General features: G+C 75.4%; 17 protein-coding genes. 14 read left to right on the forward strand and 3 right to left on the reverse strand.

Annotated elements, in window-relative coordinates; all coding sequences use genetic code 11:
• Positions 1 to 185: 185 nt before the first annotated feature.
• The 6 genes from JKP76_RS03440 to JKP76_RS23200 are packed head-to-tail and all read left to right on the forward strand — an operon-like array spanning position 186 to position 6,203.
• Positions 186 to 512, forward strand: a complete 327-nt coding sequence (locus tag JKP76_RS03440) for a hypothetical protein (protein ID WP_200489558.1) — start codon at positions 186 to 188, stop codon at positions 510 to 512.
• Positions 509 to 2,119: a lipid II flippase MurJ gene (locus JKP76_RS03445; RefSeq protein WP_200489559.1), complete on the forward strand. Its 1,611-nt coding sequence runs from the start codon at positions 509 to 511 to the stop codon at positions 2,117 to 2,119. The genes JKP76_RS03440 and JKP76_RS03445 overlap by 4 nt, the downstream gene beginning before the upstream one ends.
• Positions 2,116 to 3,564 carry a hypothetical protein gene (locus JKP76_RS03450; protein ID WP_200489560.1) on the forward strand — a complete coding sequence of 483 codons (1,449 nt, stop codon included), beginning with the start codon at positions 2,116 to 2,118 and terminating at the stop codon, positions 3,562 to 3,564. The genes JKP76_RS03445 and JKP76_RS03450 overlap by 4 nt, the downstream gene beginning before the upstream one ends.
• Positions 3,551 to 4,198 carry a sugar transferase gene (locus tag JKP76_RS03455; RefSeq protein ID WP_200489561.1) on the forward strand — a complete coding sequence of 216 codons (648 nt, stop codon included), beginning with the start codon at positions 3,551 to 3,553 and terminating at the stop codon, positions 4,196 to 4,198. Before JKP76_RS03450 ends, JKP76_RS03455 begins: the two co-directional genes overlap by 14 nt.
• Entirely contained in the window at positions 4,195 to 5,169 is a 975-nt protein-coding gene (locus JKP76_RS03460) for a glycosyltransferase (RefSeq protein ID WP_200489562.1), read from the forward strand. The genes JKP76_RS03455 and JKP76_RS03460 overlap by 4 nt, the downstream gene beginning before the upstream one ends.
• Positions 5,166 to 6,203: a GNAT family N-acetyltransferase gene (locus JKP76_RS23200; protein WP_200489563.1), complete on the forward strand. Its 1,038-nt coding sequence runs from the start codon at positions 5,166 to 5,168 to the stop codon at positions 6,201 to 6,203. The genes JKP76_RS03460 and JKP76_RS23200 overlap by 4 nt, the downstream gene beginning before the upstream one ends.
• A gap of 50 nt (positions 6,204 to 6,253) precedes the next feature.
• On the opposite strand, the gene JKP76_RS03470 is transcribed toward JKP76_RS23200, so the two are convergent.
• Positions 6,254 to 7,150 carry a right-handed parallel beta-helix repeat-containing protein gene (locus JKP76_RS03470; RefSeq protein ID WP_375335638.1) on the reverse strand — a complete coding sequence of 299 codons (897 nt, stop codon included), beginning with the start codon at positions 7,148 to 7,150 and terminating at the stop codon, positions 6,254 to 6,256.
• Between the two features lie 246 nt (positions 7,151 to 7,396).
• Here JKP76_RS03470 and JKP76_RS03475 point away from each other — a divergent pair, with 246 nt between their 5' ends.
• The 8 genes from JKP76_RS03475 (at position 7,397) to JKP76_RS03510 (ending at position 17,902) form a co-directional block, all read left to right on the forward strand.
• Positions 7,397 to 8,668: a nucleotide sugar dehydrogenase gene (locus JKP76_RS03475; protein WP_200489565.1), complete on the forward strand. Its 1,272-nt coding sequence runs from the start codon at positions 7,397 to 7,399 to the stop codon at positions 8,666 to 8,668.
• Entirely contained in the window at positions 8,665 to 10,506 is a 1,842-nt protein-coding gene (locus JKP76_RS03480) for a GNAT family N-acetyltransferase (protein WP_200489566.1), read from the forward strand. Before JKP76_RS03475 ends, JKP76_RS03480 begins: the two co-directional genes overlap by 4 nt.
• Before the next feature lies 1 nt (position 10,507).
• Positions 10,508 to 11,665 carry a lipid II:glycine glycyltransferase FemX gene (locus JKP76_RS03485; protein WP_200489567.1) on the forward strand — a complete coding sequence of 386 codons (1,158 nt, stop codon included), beginning with the start codon at positions 10,508 to 10,510 and terminating at the stop codon, positions 11,663 to 11,665.
• The gene (locus tag JKP76_RS03490; protein WP_200489568.1) at positions 11,662 to 12,900 is read left to right on the forward strand and encodes an FAD-dependent monooxygenase; all 1,239 of its coding nucleotides are present in this window, start codon (positions 11,662 to 11,664) and stop codon (positions 12,898 to 12,900) included. The genes JKP76_RS03485 and JKP76_RS03490 overlap by 4 nt, the downstream gene beginning before the upstream one ends.
• Positions 12,901 to 12,975: 75 nt before the next feature.
• Complete coding sequence (locus tag JKP76_RS03495) at positions 12,976 to 13,932, forward strand: LGFP repeat-containing protein (protein WP_200489569.1); 957 nt, start codon at positions 12,976 to 12,978, stop codon at positions 13,930 to 13,932.
• 65 nt (positions 13,933 to 13,997) lie between these two features.
• The gene (locus JKP76_RS03500; RefSeq protein WP_200489570.1) at positions 13,998 to 14,156 is read left to right on the forward strand and encodes a hypothetical protein; all 159 of its coding nucleotides are present in this window, start codon (positions 13,998 to 14,000) and stop codon (positions 14,154 to 14,156) included.
• A gap of 111 nt (positions 14,157 to 14,267) precedes the next feature.
• Positions 14,268 to 17,639 carry an SIS domain-containing protein gene (locus tag JKP76_RS23205; RefSeq protein WP_200489571.1) on the forward strand — a complete coding sequence of 1,124 codons (3,372 nt, stop codon included), beginning with the start codon at positions 14,268 to 14,270 and terminating at the stop codon, positions 17,637 to 17,639.
• 95 nt (positions 17,640 to 17,734) lie between these two features.
• Positions 17,735 to 17,902, forward strand: coding sequence for a hypothetical protein (locus JKP76_RS03510; protein ID WP_200489572.1), 168 nt, complete (start codon positions 17,735 to 17,737; stop codon positions 17,900 to 17,902).
• Position 17,903: 1 nt separating this feature from the next.
• On the opposite strand, the gene JKP76_RS03515 is transcribed toward JKP76_RS03510, so the two are convergent.
• Together JKP76_RS03515 and rfbB are read right to left on the reverse strand one after the other, a co-directional pair.
• Positions 17,904 to 18,746, reverse strand: a complete 843-nt coding sequence (locus tag JKP76_RS03515) for an NAD(P)-dependent oxidoreductase (RefSeq protein WP_200489573.1) — start codon at positions 18,744 to 18,746, stop codon at positions 17,904 to 17,906.
• Positions 18,743 to 19,738, reverse strand: a complete 996-nt coding sequence (gene rfbB, locus JKP76_RS03520) for a dTDP-glucose 4,6-dehydratase (RefSeq protein ID WP_200489574.1) — start codon at positions 19,736 to 19,738, stop codon at positions 18,743 to 18,745. The genes JKP76_RS03515 and rfbB overlap by 4 nt, the downstream gene beginning before the upstream one ends.
• Positions 19,739 to 19,744 lie beyond the last annotated feature (6 nt).

The raw sequence follows: 19,744 nt of genomic DNA on the forward strand, positions 1-19,744 counted from the left end.
GGTGGCCGACGAGTGGGACGTCTCCGTGGAGGACCTCGCGGCCGCCCTCAGCGCGAGCGTGGTGGACGAGAGCGAGGTCATCTCCGTCGAGCTGACCGACCCCGACCCGGACCGGGCGGAGGGCATGCTCGGCTCGGTCCTCGCGAGCTACCTCCGACGTCGCCCCCAACGACACCCGCGCCGACGTGCGGGACTACCTGAACCTGCAGCTCACCGACGTGCTCCAGCGGATCGCCGCCGTTCCCCCGGGGGTCGCGGACCGGCAGGGCGTCCTCGCGCCCCTGACCGACCGGGAGCAGTGGCTGCGCACGCGGCTGGACGAGCTGGCGCTGGCCGACCTCGCCGGCCCCGCGGCGTCGGTCCTCACCGGGCCGTACGTGGACAGCGATCCGGTGAGCCCCCGGCCGGCCGTCGCCGCGGCGGCCGGCGCGGTGACCGGCCTCCTCGTGGCCGCCCTCCTGGTCGCCGGGCTGGCGCGCAGGATGACCCGCCCGGACACCGAGCGGGCATGACCACCGCGGAGGAGGCCCGCAGCACGGGCGGCGCACCGGGGGCGTCGCCGCGCTCGGTGGCGCGCAACTCGGCCACCGTCGCCGCCTGGACCCTGATCAGCCGCGCCACCGGGCTGCTCCGGGTCGTGGTGATCGGCGCCGTGCTGGGCCCCACATTCCTCGCCAACACGTTCCTGACCACCAACGGCGTCCCCAACCTGGCCTACTCGGTCGTGGCCGGGCCGGTCCTGGCCCTGGTCGTCGTCCCGGCCGTCGTGCGGGCGCTCGACCGGGGCCCCGAGGCGTGCGCCGCCCACGTCCGCCGGCTCAGCGGGTTGCTCGTCACCGTCGCGGGCGCCATCGCGCTGGCGCTCGTGCCGGTCTCGCTGGTGCTCGGGTACGTGCTGACCCTGGGCGTGCCCGCCCCCGACCGGGGACGGGCGCAGGTGATCGCCACCGTCCTGCTGCTGCTGGTCACGCCGCAGGTGGTGCTGTACACCGTGGCCGCGCTGGGGGCCGCCGCGCAGCAGGCGCGGCAGCGCTTCGCCCTCGCCGCCGCGGCCCCGGCGATCGAGAACGTCGGGCTGATGGCCACGATGGTCGCCGTCGCCCTGCTCCACCAGCGCGGGGCGGAGGTCGGGGACGTCCCCTCCGGGGTCGTGCTGCTGATGGGCACCGGTGCCACGCTCGCCGTGGCCGCCCACGCCGGCCTCCAGGTGATCGGCGCCCACCGGGTCGGCCTCTCCCTGCGGCCGGCCCGGGGCTGGCGCGAGGACCCCGAGATCCGGGCCGTCCTCGTGCGGCTGCGCGGCTCCGTGCTCGTCGCGGCGCTGCCGGCCGGGGCCTTCTTCCTCCTGGTGGTCTGCGCGGCGAGCATGCCGGGCGGCGCGCTGGTGTTCCAGATGGCCTTCGCCGTCTACGCGGTGCCGCTGGCCCTGGGCGCCCGGGCGGTCACGACCGCGGTGATGCCCGGGATGTCCGCCGCCGCCACGGCCGGTGACCGGTCCGGGTACGCCGCGTCCTGGCGGCAGGCGATCCGGTACGGCGTGGTCGCCGGCCTGCCGGCGCTGCTCGTCCTGGTCGCGTTCGCCCGCCCGGTCGCGGGCACGCTGGCCGCCGGCGACCTGTGGGACAACGCGCTCATCGGCGCGCTGGCGGCCTGCATCGCCGTCCTCGCCGTCGCCCAGCTGGCCGCCGGGATGCACGAGATCGGGCGGCAGGCCCTGTACGCCTCCCTCGACGTCCGGGGTCCGCAGCTCGCCGGGTGCGTGGCGTTCGCGCTCACCGCGGTGTGCGCCGGTGCCGCGCTCACCCTCCCCGCCGGGCCGCCCCGGCTGCTCGGTCTGGCCCTGACCGTGCTGATCGCCGACACCGGGGCCGCCGCCACGGTGATCGCGCGCGTGCGGCGCCTCGTGCGTCCGGCGGCGGCGGTCGACGCCCGCGGCCTCGCGGCGGTCGTGCTCGCCGCGGTGCCCATGCTGCCCGTGCTCGCCGGCGGCCGGCTGCTCAGCCAGGACGACGGCGAGGCGCTCCGCGACGTGGCCGTCCTCGGCGCCTCGGGGCTGCTCGCCACGGCGGTCTTCGCCGTGTGCCTGGCCGAGCTGAACCGACGGCGGGCGGCGTCGTGACCGCCGTCGGCACGCCGCCTCCCGGCGCGACCGCGCACCGGCCGCCGTCGGGTCGGTCGCCGGGTCGCTCACCCGGTCGCTCCCCGGTCGCCCTGGTCGCGCCGGCCGCCGGCGCGGTCGTGGCCGTCACCGCGGCCGGCGCGGTCGTCGGCCCGCTCGAGGCCGTCGCGGCCGGTGCGGCGCTGGCCCTGCTCGTCGGCGTGGCCGTGCGGCCGGTGGCCGCCGTCCACGTGTACGTCGCCACCCTGCCGTTCGTCGCCGGCATCGAGCGCGGCAGCCTGATCCCGCTTCTGCGGCCGAACGAGGCGCTCTTCGCGCTCCTGGTCGCCGGCGCCGTGCTGGGCGCCTACCTGCGCTTCGTCCGGGGCGACGAGGTGCGGTTCCGGTTCGGCCCCCTGGACCTCCCCCTCCTGGTCTTCGTGCTCTTCTCGACGCTCTGGCCGGTGGCCTGGCTGCTGCTGCGGGGCACCGTCCCGACGGGGAGCGACCTCGCCGCCCTGCTCCCCGTCGTCAAGCTGGTCGGCCTGCTCGTCCTCGTGCGGGTCACGATCCGGACCGGCGACCAGCTGCTCCGGCTGGCGCGGCTGGTGATCCGGACGGCGGCCGTCATCGGGGTGATCGCGGTCCTCCAGACGCTGCAGTTCCGGCCCGTCCTCGCCGTCCTGGAGACGAACTGGATGGACCCGAACCTCGACCCGGTGGAGCTGACCGAACGCGGGACGACGACGCTCGCCTCCTCGATCGCCACCGGCGACTACGTGGTCATCGCGCTGGCGCTGCTGGTCGGGCTGGCCGCGCGGGGGCTGGTGGGCCGGCGCGAGACGGTCCTCGCCGCGCTGCCCCTGCTGGCCGGTGCGCTGGCCGCCGGGCAGTTCTCCACCTGGGCGTCGGCGGTCGTCGTCGGCGCGGGGCTGCTCGTCCTGCACCCACCGCTGCGGCGGATCGCCGTGCGGCTGCTGCCGGTCGCCGTCGTGGGCGTCCTGCTCGGGCTGCCCGCCTTCGTCACGCGGGTCGCGGAGTTCGGTGACGGCTACGGCGTGCCCCGCAGCTGGCTGGGCCGCTGGGACAACCTGGTCACCTTCTACCTGCCCGGGCTCGGGGACCTGCGCTGGGTGCTGGGGGTCTCGCCCGACTCGGTCCTGCAGGCCCCGGAGACCTGGCGGGACGAGATCTACCTCGAGTACGGCTACCTCCAGTTCCTGTGGGTGGGCGGGGTGCCGCTGCTGATCGCCTTCCTCTGGCTGTCGGTGCGGGTGCTGCGGTCCGCCCGGGAGTGCGCCGCCCGGCCCGACGTCGCCGGCGCCTACGGCTCCACGCTCTGGGTCGTCTGGTGGATGGTCCTGGTGCTGTCGGTGATCGACATCCACCTCGTACTCCGGGGAGCCGGCGAACTGATCTTCATCTGCCTCGCCGTCGTCAGCGGGAGGGCACATGACCGTGGATGACCGCGCGGACCCGGTCGTCGACCGGGTCGTCCGGCGAGCCGTGGACGTCGTCGTGTCGGCGCTGGCCCTCCTGGTGCTGTCACCGGTGATGACCGCGCTGGGCCTCTGGGTGCGGCTGGACAGCCCCGGCCCGGCGCTGCTGCGGCAGCAGCGGGTGGGGCTGGGCCGCCGGCCCTTCACCCTCTACAAGTTCCGCTCGATGCGGGTCGGTGGCGACGACGCCGCACACCGCGAGCTCATCGCGGCCGAGCTCCGCGGCGAGGACACCGCGCGGGAGGGCAGCACCAAGCTCGCCGAGGACACGCGGGTGACGCGGTCGGGCCGCTTCCTGCGGCGCACCAGCCTCGACGAGCTGCCCCAGCTGATCAACGTGCTCCGCGGCGAGATGTCCCTGGTCGGACCGCGGCCCTGCCTGGTCTGGGAGGCCGAGCTGTTCCCCGAGGAGTTCGCCGGGCGCTTCCGGGTGCGGCCCGGGCTGACCGGGCTCTGGCAGGTGACCGGCCGCAGCACGGTGGGGACGCTGGAGATGCTCCGCGCGGACGCCGAGTACCTCCGCGACCGCTCGGTGGCGCTCGACCTGGCCATCCTGCTGCGCACCGTCCCGTCGCTGCTCCGCGGGGACGGCGCCCGATGAGCACGCTGTTCCTCGCCACCACGGGCGGCCACCTCGAGCAGCTGGTGTCGCTGGCCGCCCGCGTGCCCGAGGAGGGGCCGGCCGTGTGGGTCACGCACGAGAACGAGCAGAGCCGCGCCCTGCTGGCCGGCCGCGACACCGTCTTCGTCCCCTACGTCCGCGTGGGCGAGGTCGGCGACGTCGCCCGCTGCGTCCCCACGGCCCGTCGGCTGCTCCGGACCCGGTCGTTCACCCGGGCGGTCTCCACGGGCTCCGGCATCGCACTGGGGTACCTGCCCTTCCTGGCCGCCCGGGGCGTGGCCTGCCACTACATCGAGAGCGCGGCGCGGGTGAGCGCCCCGTCGCGGACGGGCCGGGTGCTGCACCACGTGCCGGGCATCCGGCGCTACACGCAGCACGCCGGGTGGGCCGGCCGCCGCTGGGCCTACCGGGGCAGCGTCCTCGACAGCTACGAGCCGGACAGCCGCACCCGGCCGCCGGGCGACGTCCTGCGCGTCGTCGTCACGGTCGGGACGGCGGCGGAGTTCCCGTTCGGCCGGCTCGTCGACCGGCTGGCCCCCCTCCTGGCGCCGGACGGGGAGCTCGCACGGGCGACCGGCCGGCCGGTGGACGTCCTCTGGCAGACCGGCTGCACCCCCATCGACCACCTCCCCGTCGCCGCGCGGCCCTTCCTGCCGGGGGACGAGCTGGCCGAGCAGGTCGCCCGCGCCGACCTCGTGGTCAGCCACGCCGGTGTCGGTTCGGCGCTCACCGCGCTGGCCGCCGGCCGCCGCCCGCTGCTGGTGGCCCGGTCGGCCGCGCTCGGCGAGGCCGGGGACGACCACCAGACGCAGCTCGCCACCTCGCTGGCCCGCCGCGGGCTCGCGGTCCACCGCTCCCCCGAGGACCTCACGGTCGAGGACCTGCTGGAGGCCCTGACCTCGGGGGTCCGGCGGTCGGACACCCCGCTCCCGTTCGAGCTGCTGCCGTGACCGGCGTCCGGCAGGTGGACCCCCGCACCGACCCGCTGTGGGCCGAGCTCGCACGCAGCGGCGGCAGCCTGTTCACCTCCCCGCCCTGGATCGGGGCGGTCAGCTCCTCCTACGGCTTCGAGCCGACGGCCCGCGTGGCCGTCGACGGGTCCGGGCGTGCGGTGGGCGGCGCGGTCTGGGTGGACGTGCAGGACCTGCGCGGCGGGCGCCGGCTGGCGCTGCCGTTCTCGGACCGGGCCGACCCGATCGTCGCCGACGCGGCCGCGTGGGCGGAGGTGGCCGCCGACGCGTTCGCCGGAGACCTGCCGTTCACGCTGCGCTGCCTCGACGGCTCGCCGGCGGTCACCGATCCGCGGTTCACGGCGACCGGCGAGGCCGCCTGGCACCGGACCTGCCTGGACCGGCCCCTCGAGGACCTGCGGCGGGCCGTCCGCTCGCAGACCCGGCGGAACATCGCCACCGCGGAGCGCGCCGGCGTCGAGGTGGTGCTCAGCCCCGAGCGGGAGGCCGTGGCCGAGTACCACCGCCTGCACGTAGGGCTGCGCAAGCGGAAGTACCGGCTGCTCGCCCAGCCGCTGGAGTTCTTCGACCGGATCTGGCAGGCGTTCGCCCCCGCGGACGGCATCCGCACCGGGCTGGCCCTGGTGGACGGCCGGCCCGTGGCCGGTGCGGTGTACCTGGTCTGGCAGGACACCGTCTACTACAAGTTCGGGGCGTCGGAGGCGGACAGCCTGCACCTGCGGCCCAACGACGCCCTGCACTGGGCGCTGCTGCGGTGGGCGCACGACCGGGGTCTGCGGGCCCTGGACTGGGGGTTGTCCGAGCTCGACCAGCCCGGTCTGTGCGCCTACAAGCGCAACTGGGGCAGCGAGGAGCGCCGGATCCGCACGCTCAACGCGGGCGGGCCGCCTGTCGGCCGGTCGGCCGAGGTCGAGCACACCCTGCGCCTGGTCACCGACCTCCTCACCGACCCGGCCGTCCCCGACCCGCTGGCCGCCCGTGCCGGGGCGTCCCTCTACCGGTTCTTCTGCTGATCGCCGTGACCGAGCCGAGGACTGCGCCGATGACCAGGACCCCGCCGGGCTCAGCCCGGCTCGTCGGTGCTGAACCCGTCCTCGGACTCCTCGTCGAGCTGGTAGGGCACCAGGCCGGCAGGCACCTCGTTGTCGGAGAACTCCGCGCCGGTCGACCCGTCGAGGAAGATCGCGCCGCGGTCGAGCGCCGGGCCGGTCAGGGTGTTGCCCCGCACGACGACGCCCGGGATCCACTGGACGAGCACCGCCTGGGAGCCCTCGACGTCGCACACGTTGCCGGTGAACTCGATGTCCCGCGACCGCCCCACCTCCCCGGCGGTGCCGGCCTCCTCCGCCGTGGCGATGAGGCACTGGTGGTCGACGTTGCGGCAGACGTTGCCGGCGATCAGCGCCCCCACGGTGGGCGGGCGGCTGTTGTCGTAGGTCTGGAAGCAGTCGGTGTGCGGCGGATCGGCGTACCCGTCGTCCTTGATGTCCTGCACGGTGTTGCCCAGGATCCGGATCCCGGTGCCGAAGAAGCGGATGCCGTCGGCGTCCCCGGACTCCCGCCGCACCGACCCGCTCACCGTGTTGCCCTCCACGGTGATCCGCTCGCCCTCGACGAGGATGCCCGACCCGTCGGTGCCCTCCACGGTGTTCCCCTCGACCGTCACGTCGGCGCAGGGGCGCTCGCAGCTGATCCCGTCCAGCTCGGCTCCGCGCACCTCGTTGCCGCGGACCACCAGGGAACGGCCGCTCAGCACGATGCCGTCGCCGTCGACGACGACGAAGCCCTCGACGACGACGTGCTCCTCGTCCTCCACCGTCAGGGACCGCACCGTCGCGCCGTCGCCGAGCAGCCGGATCGGCGCGTCCTCGGTGCCCGAGCGCTCGAGCCGCAGGTCGGCGTCGAGCAGGTCCGCCGTGACGCAGACCGTCGAGCCGCCCTGCGCCTCGTCGAGCGCCAGCTGCGGCTCCGGCCGCCGTGCCGGCCGAGACCGTGCACCCGTCCGGGCCGGTCGGGGCGGCCGCCTCGGGCTCGGCCCCGGAGGTGCAGGCGGTCAGCAGCAGCGCCGCGACGCCGGCCAGGACCAGGGGCGGGGCTCCTCGGCGCGGCAGCACGACCACCCCTCTCCCCCGTGGGACGCGGGTTCCACATCGTACGGGCGGGAAGCCCTCCCGCCCTCCACTCCGGCCACCCCGAGGAGCAGTTGATGAGCAGTGCCGGTGGACGACGCCTGGTGGTGATGGGGCAGGGCTACGTCGGGCTGCCCCTGACCATGCGCGCGCTCGAGGTCGGGTTCGAGGTGGTCGGCTTCGACGTGGACGAGGCCCGCGTCGACCGGCTGCGCACGGGCCGCACCTACATCGACGACGTCTCCGACGAGGAGATCGCCGCCGCGCTCGCCACGGGCCGGTTCCGGCCCACCCGGTCCGTGACCGACCTCGCCGGCTTCGACGTCGCCGTCATCACGGTCCCGACGCCGCTGCGCGACGGCGCACCGGACCTGCGGTTCGTGGAGTCGGCGGCCACCATGCTGGCGCCGCACGTCACCACCGGGTGCTGCGTCGTCCTGGAGTCGACCACGTACCCGGGGACGACGGAGAGCGTCCTCATCCCGCTGCTCGAGGCCGGCAGCCCGCTGCGGGCGGGGCAGGACTACCGCGTCGGCTACAGCCCGGAGCGGATCGACCCGTCCAACCCGGTCTGGAACTTCCGGAACACCCCCAAGATCGTCTCGGGCGTCGACGAGCTCTCCACCAAGGCGGTGGCGCAGTTCTACGGCGGGCTGGTCGACCGCGTCGTCCCCGTGGCGGGCATCCGGGAGGCCGAGCTCACCAAGCTGCTGGAAAACACGTTCCGGCACGTCAACATCGCGCTGGTCAACGAGCTGGCCATGGTCTGCCACGGCCTGGGGATCGACGTCTGGTCGGTCATCGATGCGGCCGCCACCAAGCCGTTCGGGTTCATGCCCTTCCGCCCCGGCCCCGGGGTGGGCGGCCACTGCCTGCCGATCGACCCCTCGTACCTGTCGTGGCAGGTCCGCCGCTCGCTGAACCAGAACTTCCGGTTCATCGAGACGGCCAACGACATCAACGACCACATGCCGGACTACGTCGTCGCCCGGGCCGGTGAGCACCTCAACCTGCGGGCCCGGTCGGTGAAGGACAGCTCGGTGCTCCTCGTGGGGCTCGCCTACAAGCGCAACAGCGGTGACGCGCGGCAGTCACCGGCCCTGGAGGTGGCCCGCCGCCTGCTGGGGCTGGGCGCCCGGGTGCGCGGGGTCGACCCGCTGGTCGACCGGGCGCACCTGCCGGCGGGCCTGGAGCTGGTGGCGTGCACCCCGGAGGAGGTCGCGGCCGCGGACCTGGTCATCGTGCTCACCGACCACGACGACCTGCCGTGGGAGCTGCTGGAACGGCACGCCGACCACGTCCTCGACACCCGCAACCGGGTGCGCAGCGAGGCGGTGGACCGGCTGTGAGCGCGCCCGCGACGAGGGGCAGGGGGACGACGGTCACGACCGCCACCCCCGCGGACACCGGCTCGCTCGAGGGCTGGGACGACTTCGTCCGCGCGCATCCGGCCGGCGACGTCGCGCAGCTCTCCGGCTGGGCGCGGGTGCGCGCGGAGGCCGGCATGACCTCGCTGCTCGTATTGGCGCACCGGGACGGGCGGCTGGCCGGCGGTGCGCAGGTGCTGGTGCGGCGGGTGCCCGTCCTCGGCGCCATCGGGTACGTGGCGTACGGCCCGCTGGTCGACGTCGGCGAGGAGTGCGCGGGCCCGGTCGCGACCGCGCTGGCCGACGAGCTGGCGGCGCTCGCGCGCTCCCGGTTCCGGATGCTCTTCGTGCAGCCGCCCTCGGGCGGGGCGGGGGCCGCGCGGGCACTGGCCGACCGCGGCTTCCGCCCGTCGGACGCGGGCATCGCCCCCCGCACGTCGGTCCGCGTGGACCTCGCCCGCGACGAGGACGAGCTGCGCAGGAACCTCAGCCGCCGGCTGCGCCCGTGGGTCAACCGCTGGCCGCGGGCCGGGGTGGAGGTGCGCATCGCCGGCGAGACCGACCTGCCGCAGGTGGCCGCGCTGCTCGCGCACACCGGCGAGCACCACGGCTACACCTCCTTCGGGGTCGAGTACCTGCGCGGCATGTACCGGGAGCTGTTCCCGAGCGGCGACCTGGTGGTGTTCCTCGGGGAGGTCGCCGGCCGGCCCGCGGCGACGGCGGTCTACAGCGCCACCGGAGGCGTGCTCAAGACCCGGCTGCTCGGCTTCGACCGGGACGGCGAGGCGGCCCGGCTGAACGTCCCGGCGGCGGTCGACTGGACGGCGATGACCTGGGCGCGGTCCCAGGGCTTCCGCTGGTTCGACCACGGCGGCCTGTCCGAGTCCGCCGCCGAGGTGCTGCTGTCCGGCGGCGAGCTGGACGTCGACCGGCTCTCCGGTCCGGACCGGCACAAGCTGCGGTTCGGCGGGACCCCGATCCGCTATCCGGACCCGGTCGAGCTGATCGCCTCGCCGCTGGTCCGCGCCGCCTACGACCTCTCCCTCCGCTCCGGGGTCGGGCGGGTGCTGGTCGATCGGGCCAAGCGCCTGGCCCGGACCGGCCCCCGCCGCGGCACCTCCCCCGATCGACCCGTCGCCAGGAAGGGCGCAGCCATGACCGCATCCCTGCTCCGGACCGTGGGCCGCCCCTACGCGTGGGCCAAGCGGTCGGCCAACCGGGCGCTGTTCGACCGCCGTTACGGGCTGGACACCGACGGGGTCATCCAGCCGGGCGAGCTGGGCTTCGACAACCCCGAGTACACCCGGTACGCCCCCGCCGGCCTGGTCACGCTGCGGCGCCTGCTGCCGCCGGGCGACGTCGGCCCCGACGACGTCTTCGTCGACATCGGCTCGGGCAAGGGGCGCGTGGTCCTCCAGGCGGCGCTGCGCCACCCGTTCCGCACCGTGTACGGGGTGGAGCTGTCCGAGCGCCTGCACGAGGTGGCCGTGCGCAACCTCGCGAGCGTGCGCGACCGGCTGCGCTGCCAGGACGTCCGGCTCGTGCACGGCAACGCCCTGGAGTTCGACGTCCCGGACGACACCTCGGTGGTCTTCCTCTACAACCCCTTCGACGGCGCCACGTTCGCGCAGGTGGTCGAGCGGATCCTGGCGTCGGTCGACCGGGCGCCCCGCCGTCTCCGCATCCTCTACGGCAACCCGCGCGAGGAGGCGGCCCTGCTCGCCACCGGGCGGGTCCACCCGGTCCGGACGCTCCGGGGCTGGCGTCCGGGGCGGGAGTGGTCCCGGTCCAACACCTTCCGCGTGTACGAGGTGGTCTGAGGTGAGCGCCGGCCTGCTGACCACCGAGCAGCGCGCCACCCCGTGCGCCGAGGTGCTCGGCGAGTGGGACCGGCTCGTGGCCGGGACCCCGGGCACCGACGTCACCCAGCTGTCGGCCTGGGCGCGGGTCCGCGCCGCGGAGGGGTTCGCGCACACCTACGTCCTCGCCCGCCGCGGCGGCCGGCTGGTCGGTGGCGCGCAGGTGCTGCTCCGCCGCGTCCCCGTGCTGCGGCTGATCGGGTACGTGCCGTACGGGCCGGTCGTCGCGCCGTCCGCCTCGGACCGGTCCGCCGTCGTCGACGACCTGGCGCGCGCGCTGGCCGACCTCGACGGCGTGCGGATGCTCTTCGTCCAGCCACCGGAGGGCGCCGACGACGTGCACGCGGCGCTGCTGCGCCGGGGCTTCCGCCCGTCGACGGCGGGCATCGCCCCGCCCGGCTCGGTGCGGCTGGACCTCGACCGGTGCGAGGAAGAGCTCCGGCGCGGGCTCCCGCCGAGGCTGCGCTCGCTCATCCGCCGCGCCGCCGAGCGCGGGGTGCGGATCCGCCGCGGCGACGAGGACGACGTCCCGGTGCTCGCGGCCCTGATGCGGGTGAGCGGTGACGCGTGCGGCTACCGGCCGCCCGACGAGGACCACCTGCGGCGCCTCTACGGCGAGCTGGCCCGGACGGGCAACGCCGCGCTGTTCATCGGCGAGGTCCGCGGTGTCCCGGTCACGGCCGACCTGGTGACGATGTGCGGCTCGATGGTCCGCGGCCGGTTGGGCGGCTTCGACCGCAGCGGCGACGGCGCACGGCTCGGCGTGCCCGGCGTGGCCCGCTGGGAGATCGGCCGGTGGGCGCACCGCGAGGGCTACCGGTGGCTGGACTTCGGCGGGCTGGCGGAGCAGACCCTGCACGACGCCGTCGACGAGGGCATCCGGTCGAGCCCGGCGTGGTCGGGGGTCGACCAGGCCAAGATGCGCTTCGGCGGCGAGGCCTTCCGCTACCCGGGCGCGGTGGAGCTGATCCGCCCCGCAGCGCTCCGGCAGCTCTACGACGCCGTGTCCGCCCGCGACTGCGGTCAGGCCCTGCTGCACCGCGCCAAGGTCCGGATGCGCGCGGGCACGCGCCGGCCGGCGGTCCGGCTCCCCCGCCGGCCGGGAGGGGTGCCGGCGTGAACGTGCTGGTCGTCGGCGGAGGCCCGGGCGGGCTGTTCCTCGCGGTCGCCCTGCGGCGGCTGGACCCGGCCTGTCGCGTCACCGTGCGGGAGCGGCGGCCGGCCGGCACGACGCACGGCTGGGGCATCGCCGTCGCGACCGCGGCCTCCGACCGGGACGACCTGCTCCGGGGTGTGGGCGCGGTCGACCCGGAGACCGCCGAGGCGCTGCGGCGGACGTCGGTGGGCTGGGAGAGCCAGGTGGTGGTGGCACCGGGCGGGCGGCGGGTGCACCTGGGCGGGTCGGGCTGGTGCACGAGCCGCCAGCGGCTGATCGACGTCCTGGCCGGGCGGGCCCGGGCCCTGGGCGCCGAGGTGCGCTTCGACGCGGAGGTCCCGGACGCGGAGGTCACCGACGCCCTGGCCGGCGAGCACGACCTGGTGGTGCTCGCCGACGGCGCCGGGAGCCGGTTCCGCCGGGCCCGCGCGGACCGGTTCGGGACGACGGAGTCCCCCGGCGGCACCCGGCACGTGTGGCTGGGCACCTCGATGCCGCTGCGCGACTTCACCTACGCCTTCGAGCGCACCACCGCGGGCTGGATCTGGTGCTACGGCTACCGGCACGCGGCCGACGCCGGCACCGTGATCGTCGAGTGCTCGGCGCAGACGTGGGCCGGGCTGGGCTTCGACACGGCCGACGCCGCGGCGACGACGGAGACGCTGTCCCGGATCTTCGCCGCGCACCTGGAGGGGCACCCGCTCCGGTGCCGGCCCGGGGAACCCGGCCGCGGCCCGTGGGAGTCGTTCACGACGATCCGCAACGAGCGCTGGTCCGACGGCAACCTGGTGCTGCTGGGCGACGCCGCGCACACCGCGCACTTCTCCATCGGCTCGGGCACCACCATGGCCCTCGCGGACGCCGCGGCGCTGGGCCGGGCGCTCGCGGGACGCGGCCCCGACGGCCTGCCGGCCGCCGTGCGGGCCTACGAGGACGAGCGCCGCCCGGCGGTGCTGGCCCTGCAGGAGGCCGCCGCGCGCAGCGCCGGCTGGTTCGAGGCGGTCGACCGGCACGCGCAGCTGCCCCCGCTGGAGTTCGGCCTCTCGCTGCGGCTGCGCCGCAGCGGGGACGCCGTCGACGCACCGCCGGCGCTGCTGCGCGGCCTGCACCGGGCCACCCAGTGGCGGCTCGGCCGCGGGCTGCGGCGGGCGGTGGCGCGCCGCAGGAGGGGAACCCGGCGGCGGGCGCCGGCCGGCTGACCCTCCCGTCCCACCTGCACCATCTCGTACCGGAAGCCTTCCGCGCAGGTCAGCCGCCCATTAGCGTCCCGCGGCATGTCCCGCTCCTCCCGCGCCCGCCGTCGCACGGCCGCGTCCCTGCTCTCCGCCGCGGTCGCGGCGGTCGTGACCTTCGGCGGCACCGCCGTCGCCACGGCCGACGTGTTCCAGACGCCGACCGGCCCCCAGCACGTCAACGGGGCGATCCTCGCCACCTACCGGGCGCAGGGCGGCACCCTCGGGCCGCTCAGCTACCCGATCACCGGCGAGCGCGGCACCCCCGACGGGCTCGGCCGGTACAACCTGTTTCAGCGCGGCGGCATCTACTGGACGCCGTGGACCGGCGCGCACGCGATCTCGGGCCAGATCTGGAGCTGGTACGCGCTGCTCGGCTGGGAGGCCGGCCCGCTGGGCTACCCGATCACCAGCGAGCTGAGCACCCCCGACGGCCGCGCCCGGTTCACCGCCTTCCAGCACGGCGTCATCTACCAGCTGCCGCAGCGCATGCCGCGGCACGTGCGCGGCGCCATCTACCAGCGGTACGCCTCGCTGGGCTGGGAGACCAGCCCGCTGGGCTACCCGCTCACCGACGAGCTGGGCACCCCCGACGGCCGGGGCCGGTTCAACGACTTCCAGGGCGGGCTCATCTACTGGACGCCGTGGACCGGCGCGCACGCCGTGTGGGGCTCCATCCGCCAGGCCTACGGCGGCCAGGGCTTCGAGACCGGCCGGCTCGGCTACCCGGTGACCAGCGAGCTGCCGACGGGGGACGGCATCGGGCGCTTCAACCACTTCGAGCGCGGCTCGATCTACTGGACGTCGGAGACCGGCGCGCACCCGGTCGCCGGCGAGATCCGCGACACCTGGGCGGCGCTGGGCTGGGAGAACTCCGAGCTGGGCTACCCGACCACCGACGAGTACGCCGTGCCCGACGGCGGCCGGGTGCAGGAGTTCGAGTTCGGCTGGATCGAGCTCTACCCGGGCGACGGCGCTGCCGTCTACCTCGACTCGTGAGCGCGCACCTGCTCGCCCCGGAGCGAGCCGTCGACAGCCGGGCGGTCCCGGTGCACGCTGGACGCATGCTCTCCCCGAGGCCGTCGCAGCGCGCCGGCCGCAGCCTGCCCGCGCGGCCCCGGCCGCCGTGGCACGTGCACTGGTTCCGCCACGTCGGCGAGGACCCGCTCGGCCCCGCCGGCGTCTACGCCTGCCGCTGCGGCGAGGTCCGCCCCGGCCTCTGATCGGGGTGCCGCGCAGGGCACCGCGCACCGCTCCGGCGTGACACCATCACGCCTCCGACGAGGGCATGCCCGGCTGCCCGCTCCGGCGGCCGGGGGCGGAACGGAGAAGCCGTGTGCGGTGTGGTGGCCTGCCTCCCCGTCTACCCGGACGGCACCGGGGGCGGGGTGCCGGAGGGCTTCCCCGACCTGGCGGCCGACTGGCCGGATCCCCCGACCTCCGCCTCCGCGGGCGCCGCGCTGGCGGAGACGAGCGCCCGGGTGTCGACGGCGACCCGCACCTGGTCCGAGCCCCTCGCCTTCGCCCGGCTGGTCGCCTCGCCCGACGCGCACGCCGCGCTCGAGGAGTCCGCGGCCGCCGCGCGGGCGCTGGTCACGAAGGCCGACGACGCGCTGGACGGGCTGCTCCTCGCGGCCGGCGGGGAGGGGGCCGAGGAGCTGCAGGCCCGGGTCCGTGACGCGCGGGACGCCTGCTGGCGGCTCCGGCACGACCTGCTCGGCTCGGCGGTCAGGGTCCGCGAGCTGGTGCAGGACGCCGCGGAGCCCGCCGTCTGCCACAGCTACCGGGCGATCGACGTCGTCCTCGACAGCCTCGGCCGGCTCGAGGTGCGCGGGCGCGACTCGGCCGGCCTGCACGTCTTCGTCGCCGTTCCGGAGACCGCCGGCCTCGACGTCCCGCCCGGCCGGGACGACCCGCTCTTCCGCGACCGCACCGTCGCCGTCGTCGAGGGCGGGCTGTCCTTCGTCTACAAGACCGCCGTGCTCATCGGGCGGCTGGGCGACAACGTCGCGCGGCTCCGGGCCGCCATCGCCTGCGACGAGCACCTCCGCGCCGCCCTGCACCTGCCGTCGGCCCGGATCACGGTCGTCGCGCACACCCGCTGGGCCAGCGTGGGCCGGATCAGCCAGGCGAACGCCCACCCGGTCAACAACGCGCTCACCCGCGCGCCGGGGCACCCGTACGTCATCGCCGCCTTCAACGGCGACGTCGACAACCACGACGCGATCCTCGCGGTGCCCGACGGCGACCACCCGGCCGCCGACATCACCACCGACGCCCGCGTCATCCCCTTCGTCGTCGGGACGGCGCTGGCCGGCGCGGCCGCGACCTCCGGGCAGGCGCTGGCCGGCTGCCTGCGCTCGTTCGAGGGCTCGATGGCGATCGTCGTCCAGGACCAGCACTCCCCCGACGGGTTCACCGCCGGGGTCAAGGGCAGCGGGCAGGGCCTCTACCTCGGGCTCTCCCCCTCCCTGCCGATGGTGGCCAGCGAGGTCTACGGCCTGGTCGGGGTGAGCGCCGACTACGTGCGCGTCGACGGGCGGCTGGTCGGCGCCGACGCCACGGCGCCGGTGGTCGCGCACGTCGAGCGGCGGGCCGGCGGGTACGACGTCACCCTGTGGGACCCGGCCGATCCCGCCGCGAGCCGGCCGCTGCCGGACGGCGTGCGGCAGCGGGCCGAGATCACCACCGAGGACGTCGACCTGGGCGACGAGGAGCACTACCTCGCCAAGGAGATCGCCGAGGCCGCGGAGTCGATGCGCAAGACGCTGCGCGGCCGCGTCGTCGACGGCGAGCACGGACTCCGGGCGGCTCTGTCGGAGGCGGAGTTCCCGGCGGCGATCCGCGCCGCCCTCGCCGACGGCGCCGTCACCCGCGTGGTCCTGCTCGGCCAGGGGACGGCGGCCGTCGCCTGCGCGGGCATCGCCCGGGTGGCCGCGGACCTGCTCGGGCACCGGATCGCCGTCTCGTCAAGCACCGCGACGGAGATCTCGGCGGCCCCGCTGCCCGCCTCGCTGGCGGACACCCTGGTCATCGCGGTCAGCCAGTCCGGCTCGACCACCGACACCAACCGGACCGTCGACATGCTGCGCGCGCGCGGCGCGGCCACCCTCGCCGTCGTCAACCGGCGGGACAGCGACCTGGCCAAGCGCGCCGACGGCATCGTGCACACCTCGGACGGCCGCGACGTGGAGATGGCGGTCGCCTCGACGAAGGCGTTCTACGCGCAGGTCGCCGCCGGGATCCTCATCGCCTGGGAGGTCGCGCACGCCCTGGGTGACGTCCCGGGCTCGGCCGAGGACGGGATGCTGCGCGGGCTGCGGGCGATCTGCGGCCAGCTGCGCACGCTGTACCAGCGGCGCGATCGGATCGAGGCGGTCGCGCAGCGCACCTTCGCCCGGCGCGCCTGGTCGGTCATCGGCTCCGGGCTCAACCAGGTCGCGGCCGCGGAGGGGCGGATCAAGCTCTCCGAGCTCTGCTACAAGACCGTCTCGGTCGACGCGATCGAGGACAAGAAGCACATCGACCTCTCCGCCGAGGCGCTCGTGCTCGTCTGCGCGGCCGGCACCTCCCCGCTGCAGCGCGCGGACCTCGGCAAGGAGATCGCGATCCTGCAGGCGCACGGCAACCTGCCGGTGCTGATCACCGACGAGTCGGCGGCCGGCGACTGGCCGGTGGACGACGTCATCGCCGTCCCCGACGCGCACCGCTCGCTCGGCTGGATCCTGGCCACCGCGGCCGCGCACCTGTTCTCCTACTACTGCGCCCGCGCCATCGACGACCTCGCGACCGACGCCCGCCGGGCCCTGGCCGAGCTGGAGACCGCCCACGACGCCGGGGTGGAGCTGACCGACGACTGGCCGGGGACCAAGCCGCTGCAGGCGTTCCTGGAGCTGGCGGGCGGCACCGCGGCGGGCAGCGTCTACGTGCCGAGCGGAACGGCGCTGCAGCTCACCGAGGTGTTCGTGCAGCTGGTCGCGCCGAGCGCCTGGCGGCTCGCGCTCACCGACGCCGACGTCTCCCTCGAGCAGCGGCTGCGCGAGCTGCTGACCCGCGCGGTCGACGAGTTGACCCGGTCGATCGACAGCGTCAAGCACCAGGCGAAGACGGTCACCGTCGGCACCTCCCGCGGGGACGCCGACCTGTTCGACAACCCGCTCGTGGCGCACCTCGTGCAGCTCGGGGTCGACCCGCAGGCGCTCAACTACGCCTCGCTGGACGCGCTGCGCGCCTGGGCGCCGGTGCTCGCGCCGCCGCTGGGTGCGACCCGGTACCGGTTCCGCGAGCACGCGGGCGAGCCGTCGCTGCACGTGGTCGCCCAGACCGGCACCAGCGCGGGGCTGCGCAGCCGCTACTCGGAGCGGCGGACGCCTGCGGGGTCGAAGGGGCTGGTGCTCAGCACCCGGGTGCCGCGGATCATCCGGGGCGCCTCCGACGGCCGGCTCGTGCTGCTGGTCCCCGAGGTCGCCGGCTCCGAGCCGACCGGCCTCACGCTGCTGCACGTGGCGACCGTGCCGACCGCGCCGTCCGAGGTCCTGGCGCGAGCGCTGCGGATCGGCGGGCGGGAGCAGGAGCTGGCGGCCGCGCTCGGCGAGCGCGGGCTCACCCTCGACGTCGGCCGGCTCGGTCCGGGTTCGGTCGAGTTGCTGCTCACCGCCTCCGTCGAGCACCTGGTCGAGCGCCTGGCCGGAGCCGCGTCGGCCTGAGCGCACGGGCCACCACCAGCTCAGGCGGACCAGTTCGTCACTTTCTGCCTGCGTGGGATCACGGAGAATCACGACGCCCGCCGTAGAAATCATCTATGACCGTCGCACTGATCGCAGCCCTCGTCTGGGTGGGAGCCGCTCTGCCGGTCGGAGTGCTGTTGGGCCGGGGCATGCGCCTGGCCGACCAGCGCGAGCAGGACCCTTTCCGCGTCGACGGCGTCGAGCGCTACCTGCGCGAGCAGGCCTCCGCGCCCACCGCCTGACCTACTGCGCGGCGAGCAACCGGGCGAGCGCGTCCCGCCAGTCCGGCGGGGCGAACCCCGCCGCCTTGATCTTGCTCAGGTCGAGCACGCTGTTCAACGGGCGCGGAGCGGCGTCCGGCTTGTCGGCGAAGTAGTCGGCCGTGCTGACCCGGGTGACGTCGTCGGCCGAGCGCCCACGTGCCTCGAACACCGCGGCGGCGACGTCCGCCCACGACACCGGCTCGCCGTCGTTGGTCAGGTTGTAGGTGCCGAACGGCGCCTGCGTCTCGACCAGGTGCTTGATGCCGGCGGCGAGGTCGTCGGCGTGCGTGATCCGGCCGATCTGGTCGTCGACGACCGAGGGCGAGACGCCGCGGTCGGCCAGGCCGGCCATGGTGCGCACGAAGTTGCCGCCCTCGCCGGCGACCCACGTCGTCCGCACCAGGTAGTGCTTGGTCACGTGGCCGGCCTGCACGTCGCCGTCGGCCTTGCTCTGCCCGTAGACGCTCAGCGGGTTCGCGGGCCAGTCCTCGGGGTGCGGGCCCTCGTGCCGGCCGTCGAAGACGTACTCGGTGGAGATGTGCACGAGCGTCGCGCCGCAGGTGCGCACGGCTCGGGCCAGGTAGCCGACGGCGTCGGCGTTGGCCGCGCGGACGGCGGCCAGGTTGGCCGGGTCCTCGGCGGCGTCGACGGCGGTCCAGGCGGCCGCGTTGAGGACGAGGTCGATGTCGGCCCAGTTGTGCTCGCGGACGGTGGCGGGGTCGGAGATGTCGAACTCGGGCAGGTCGAGGGCGACGGCGCCGGGGAACTGGCGCTGCAGCGCCCGGCCGAGCTGGCCGCGGGCACCGAGGATGAGGACGCTCACTGGCCGCGCGCCGCGTACTGGGCCTCGACCTGCTCCTTGAGCGGGCGCCACCACGGCTCGTGATCGCGGTACCAGTCGATCGTGGCGGCCAGGCCGTCGCGGAACTCGGTGTAGCGCGGCGCCCAGCCCAGCTCGTCGCGCAGCTTCGAGGCGTCGATGGCGTACCGCAGGTCGTGGCCGGCCCGGTCGGTGACGAAGTCGAAGGCGTCGGACGGCTGCCCGGTGAGCTCGAGGATCAGCTCCAGCACCTCGCGGTTGTTCTTCTCGCCGTCGGCGCCGATGAGGTAGGTCTCCCCCGACCGGCCCTTGTCCAGGATCAGGTGCACCGCCGCGTTGTGGTCGTCGACGTGGATCCAGTCGCGGACGTTCTCGCCGGCGCCGTACAGCTTGGGGCGCAGCCCGGAGAGCACGTTGGTGATCTGGCGCGGGATGAACTTCTCGACGTGCTGGTACGGGCCGTAGTTGTTCGAGCAGTTCGAGATGGTGGCGTGGATGCCGAACGAGCGCACCCAGGCGCGGACCAGCAGGTCGGAGCCGGCCTTGGTCGAGGAGTAGGGGCTGCTCGGGTTGTACGGCGTCTCCGCGGTGAACTTCGCCGGGTCGTCGAGCTCGAGGTCGCCGTAGACCTCGTCGGTGGAGATGTGGTGCAGCCGGACGCCGTGCTTCCGCACGGCCTCCAGGATCGTGAAGGTGCCGATCAGGTTGGTCTGCAGGAACGGCGAGGGGTCGCGCAGCGAGTTGTCGTTGTGCGACTCGGCTGCGAAGTGGACGACGACGTCGTGCCGGGCGACGAGGGAGTCGACGAGCTCGGCGTCGGCGACCGAGCCGTGCACGAATTCGATGTCGTCGCGCACCGGGGCGAGCGAGGCCTCGTTGCCGGCGTAGGTGAGCGCGTCGAGCACGGTGACCGAGTGCTCGGGGTGCTCGCGCAGCGTCTGGTGCACGAAGTTGGCGCCGATGAAGCCGGCTCCGCCGGTGACCAGCATCCGCATCGTCCA

The sequence above is a fragment of the Blastococcus sp. TML/C7B genome, assembly GCF_016612845.1.
Lineage (GTDB): Bacteria > Actinomycetota > Actinomycetes > Mycobacteriales > Geodermatophilaceae > Blastococcus.

Excerpts from the sequence above, each read along its gene's own strand:
- rfbB (WP_200489574.1), bottom strand. The coding sequence starts at position 19,738 with ATGCGGATGCTGGTCACCGGCGGAGCCGGCTTCATCGGCGCCAACTTC.
- JKP76_RS03475 (WP_200489565.1), top strand. The coding sequence starts at position 7,397 with ATGAGCAGTGCCGGTGGACGACGCCTGGTGGTGATGGGGCAGGGCTAC.
- JKP76_RS03510 (WP_200489572.1), top strand. The coding sequence starts at position 17,735 with ATGACCGTCGCACTGATCGCAGCCCTCGTCTGGGTGGGAGCCGCTCTG.
- JKP76_RS03500 (WP_200489570.1), top strand. The coding sequence starts at position 13,998 with ATGCTCTCCCCGAGGCCGTCGCAGCGCGCCGGCCGCAGCCTGCCCGCG.
- JKP76_RS03445 (WP_200489559.1), top strand. The coding sequence starts at position 509 with ATGACCACCGCGGAGGAGGCCCGCAGCACGGGCGGCGCACCGGGGGCG.
- JKP76_RS03460 (WP_200489562.1), top strand. The coding sequence starts at position 4,195 with ATGAGCACGCTGTTCCTCGCCACCACGGGCGGCCACCTCGAGCAGCTG.
- JKP76_RS03495 (WP_200489569.1), top strand. The coding sequence starts at position 12,976 with ATGTCCCGCTCCTCCCGCGCCCGCCGTCGCACGGCCGCGTCCCTGCTC.
- JKP76_RS03455 (WP_200489561.1), top strand. The coding sequence starts at position 3,551 with ATGACCGTGGATGACCGCGCGGACCCGGTCGTCGACCGGGTCGTCCGG.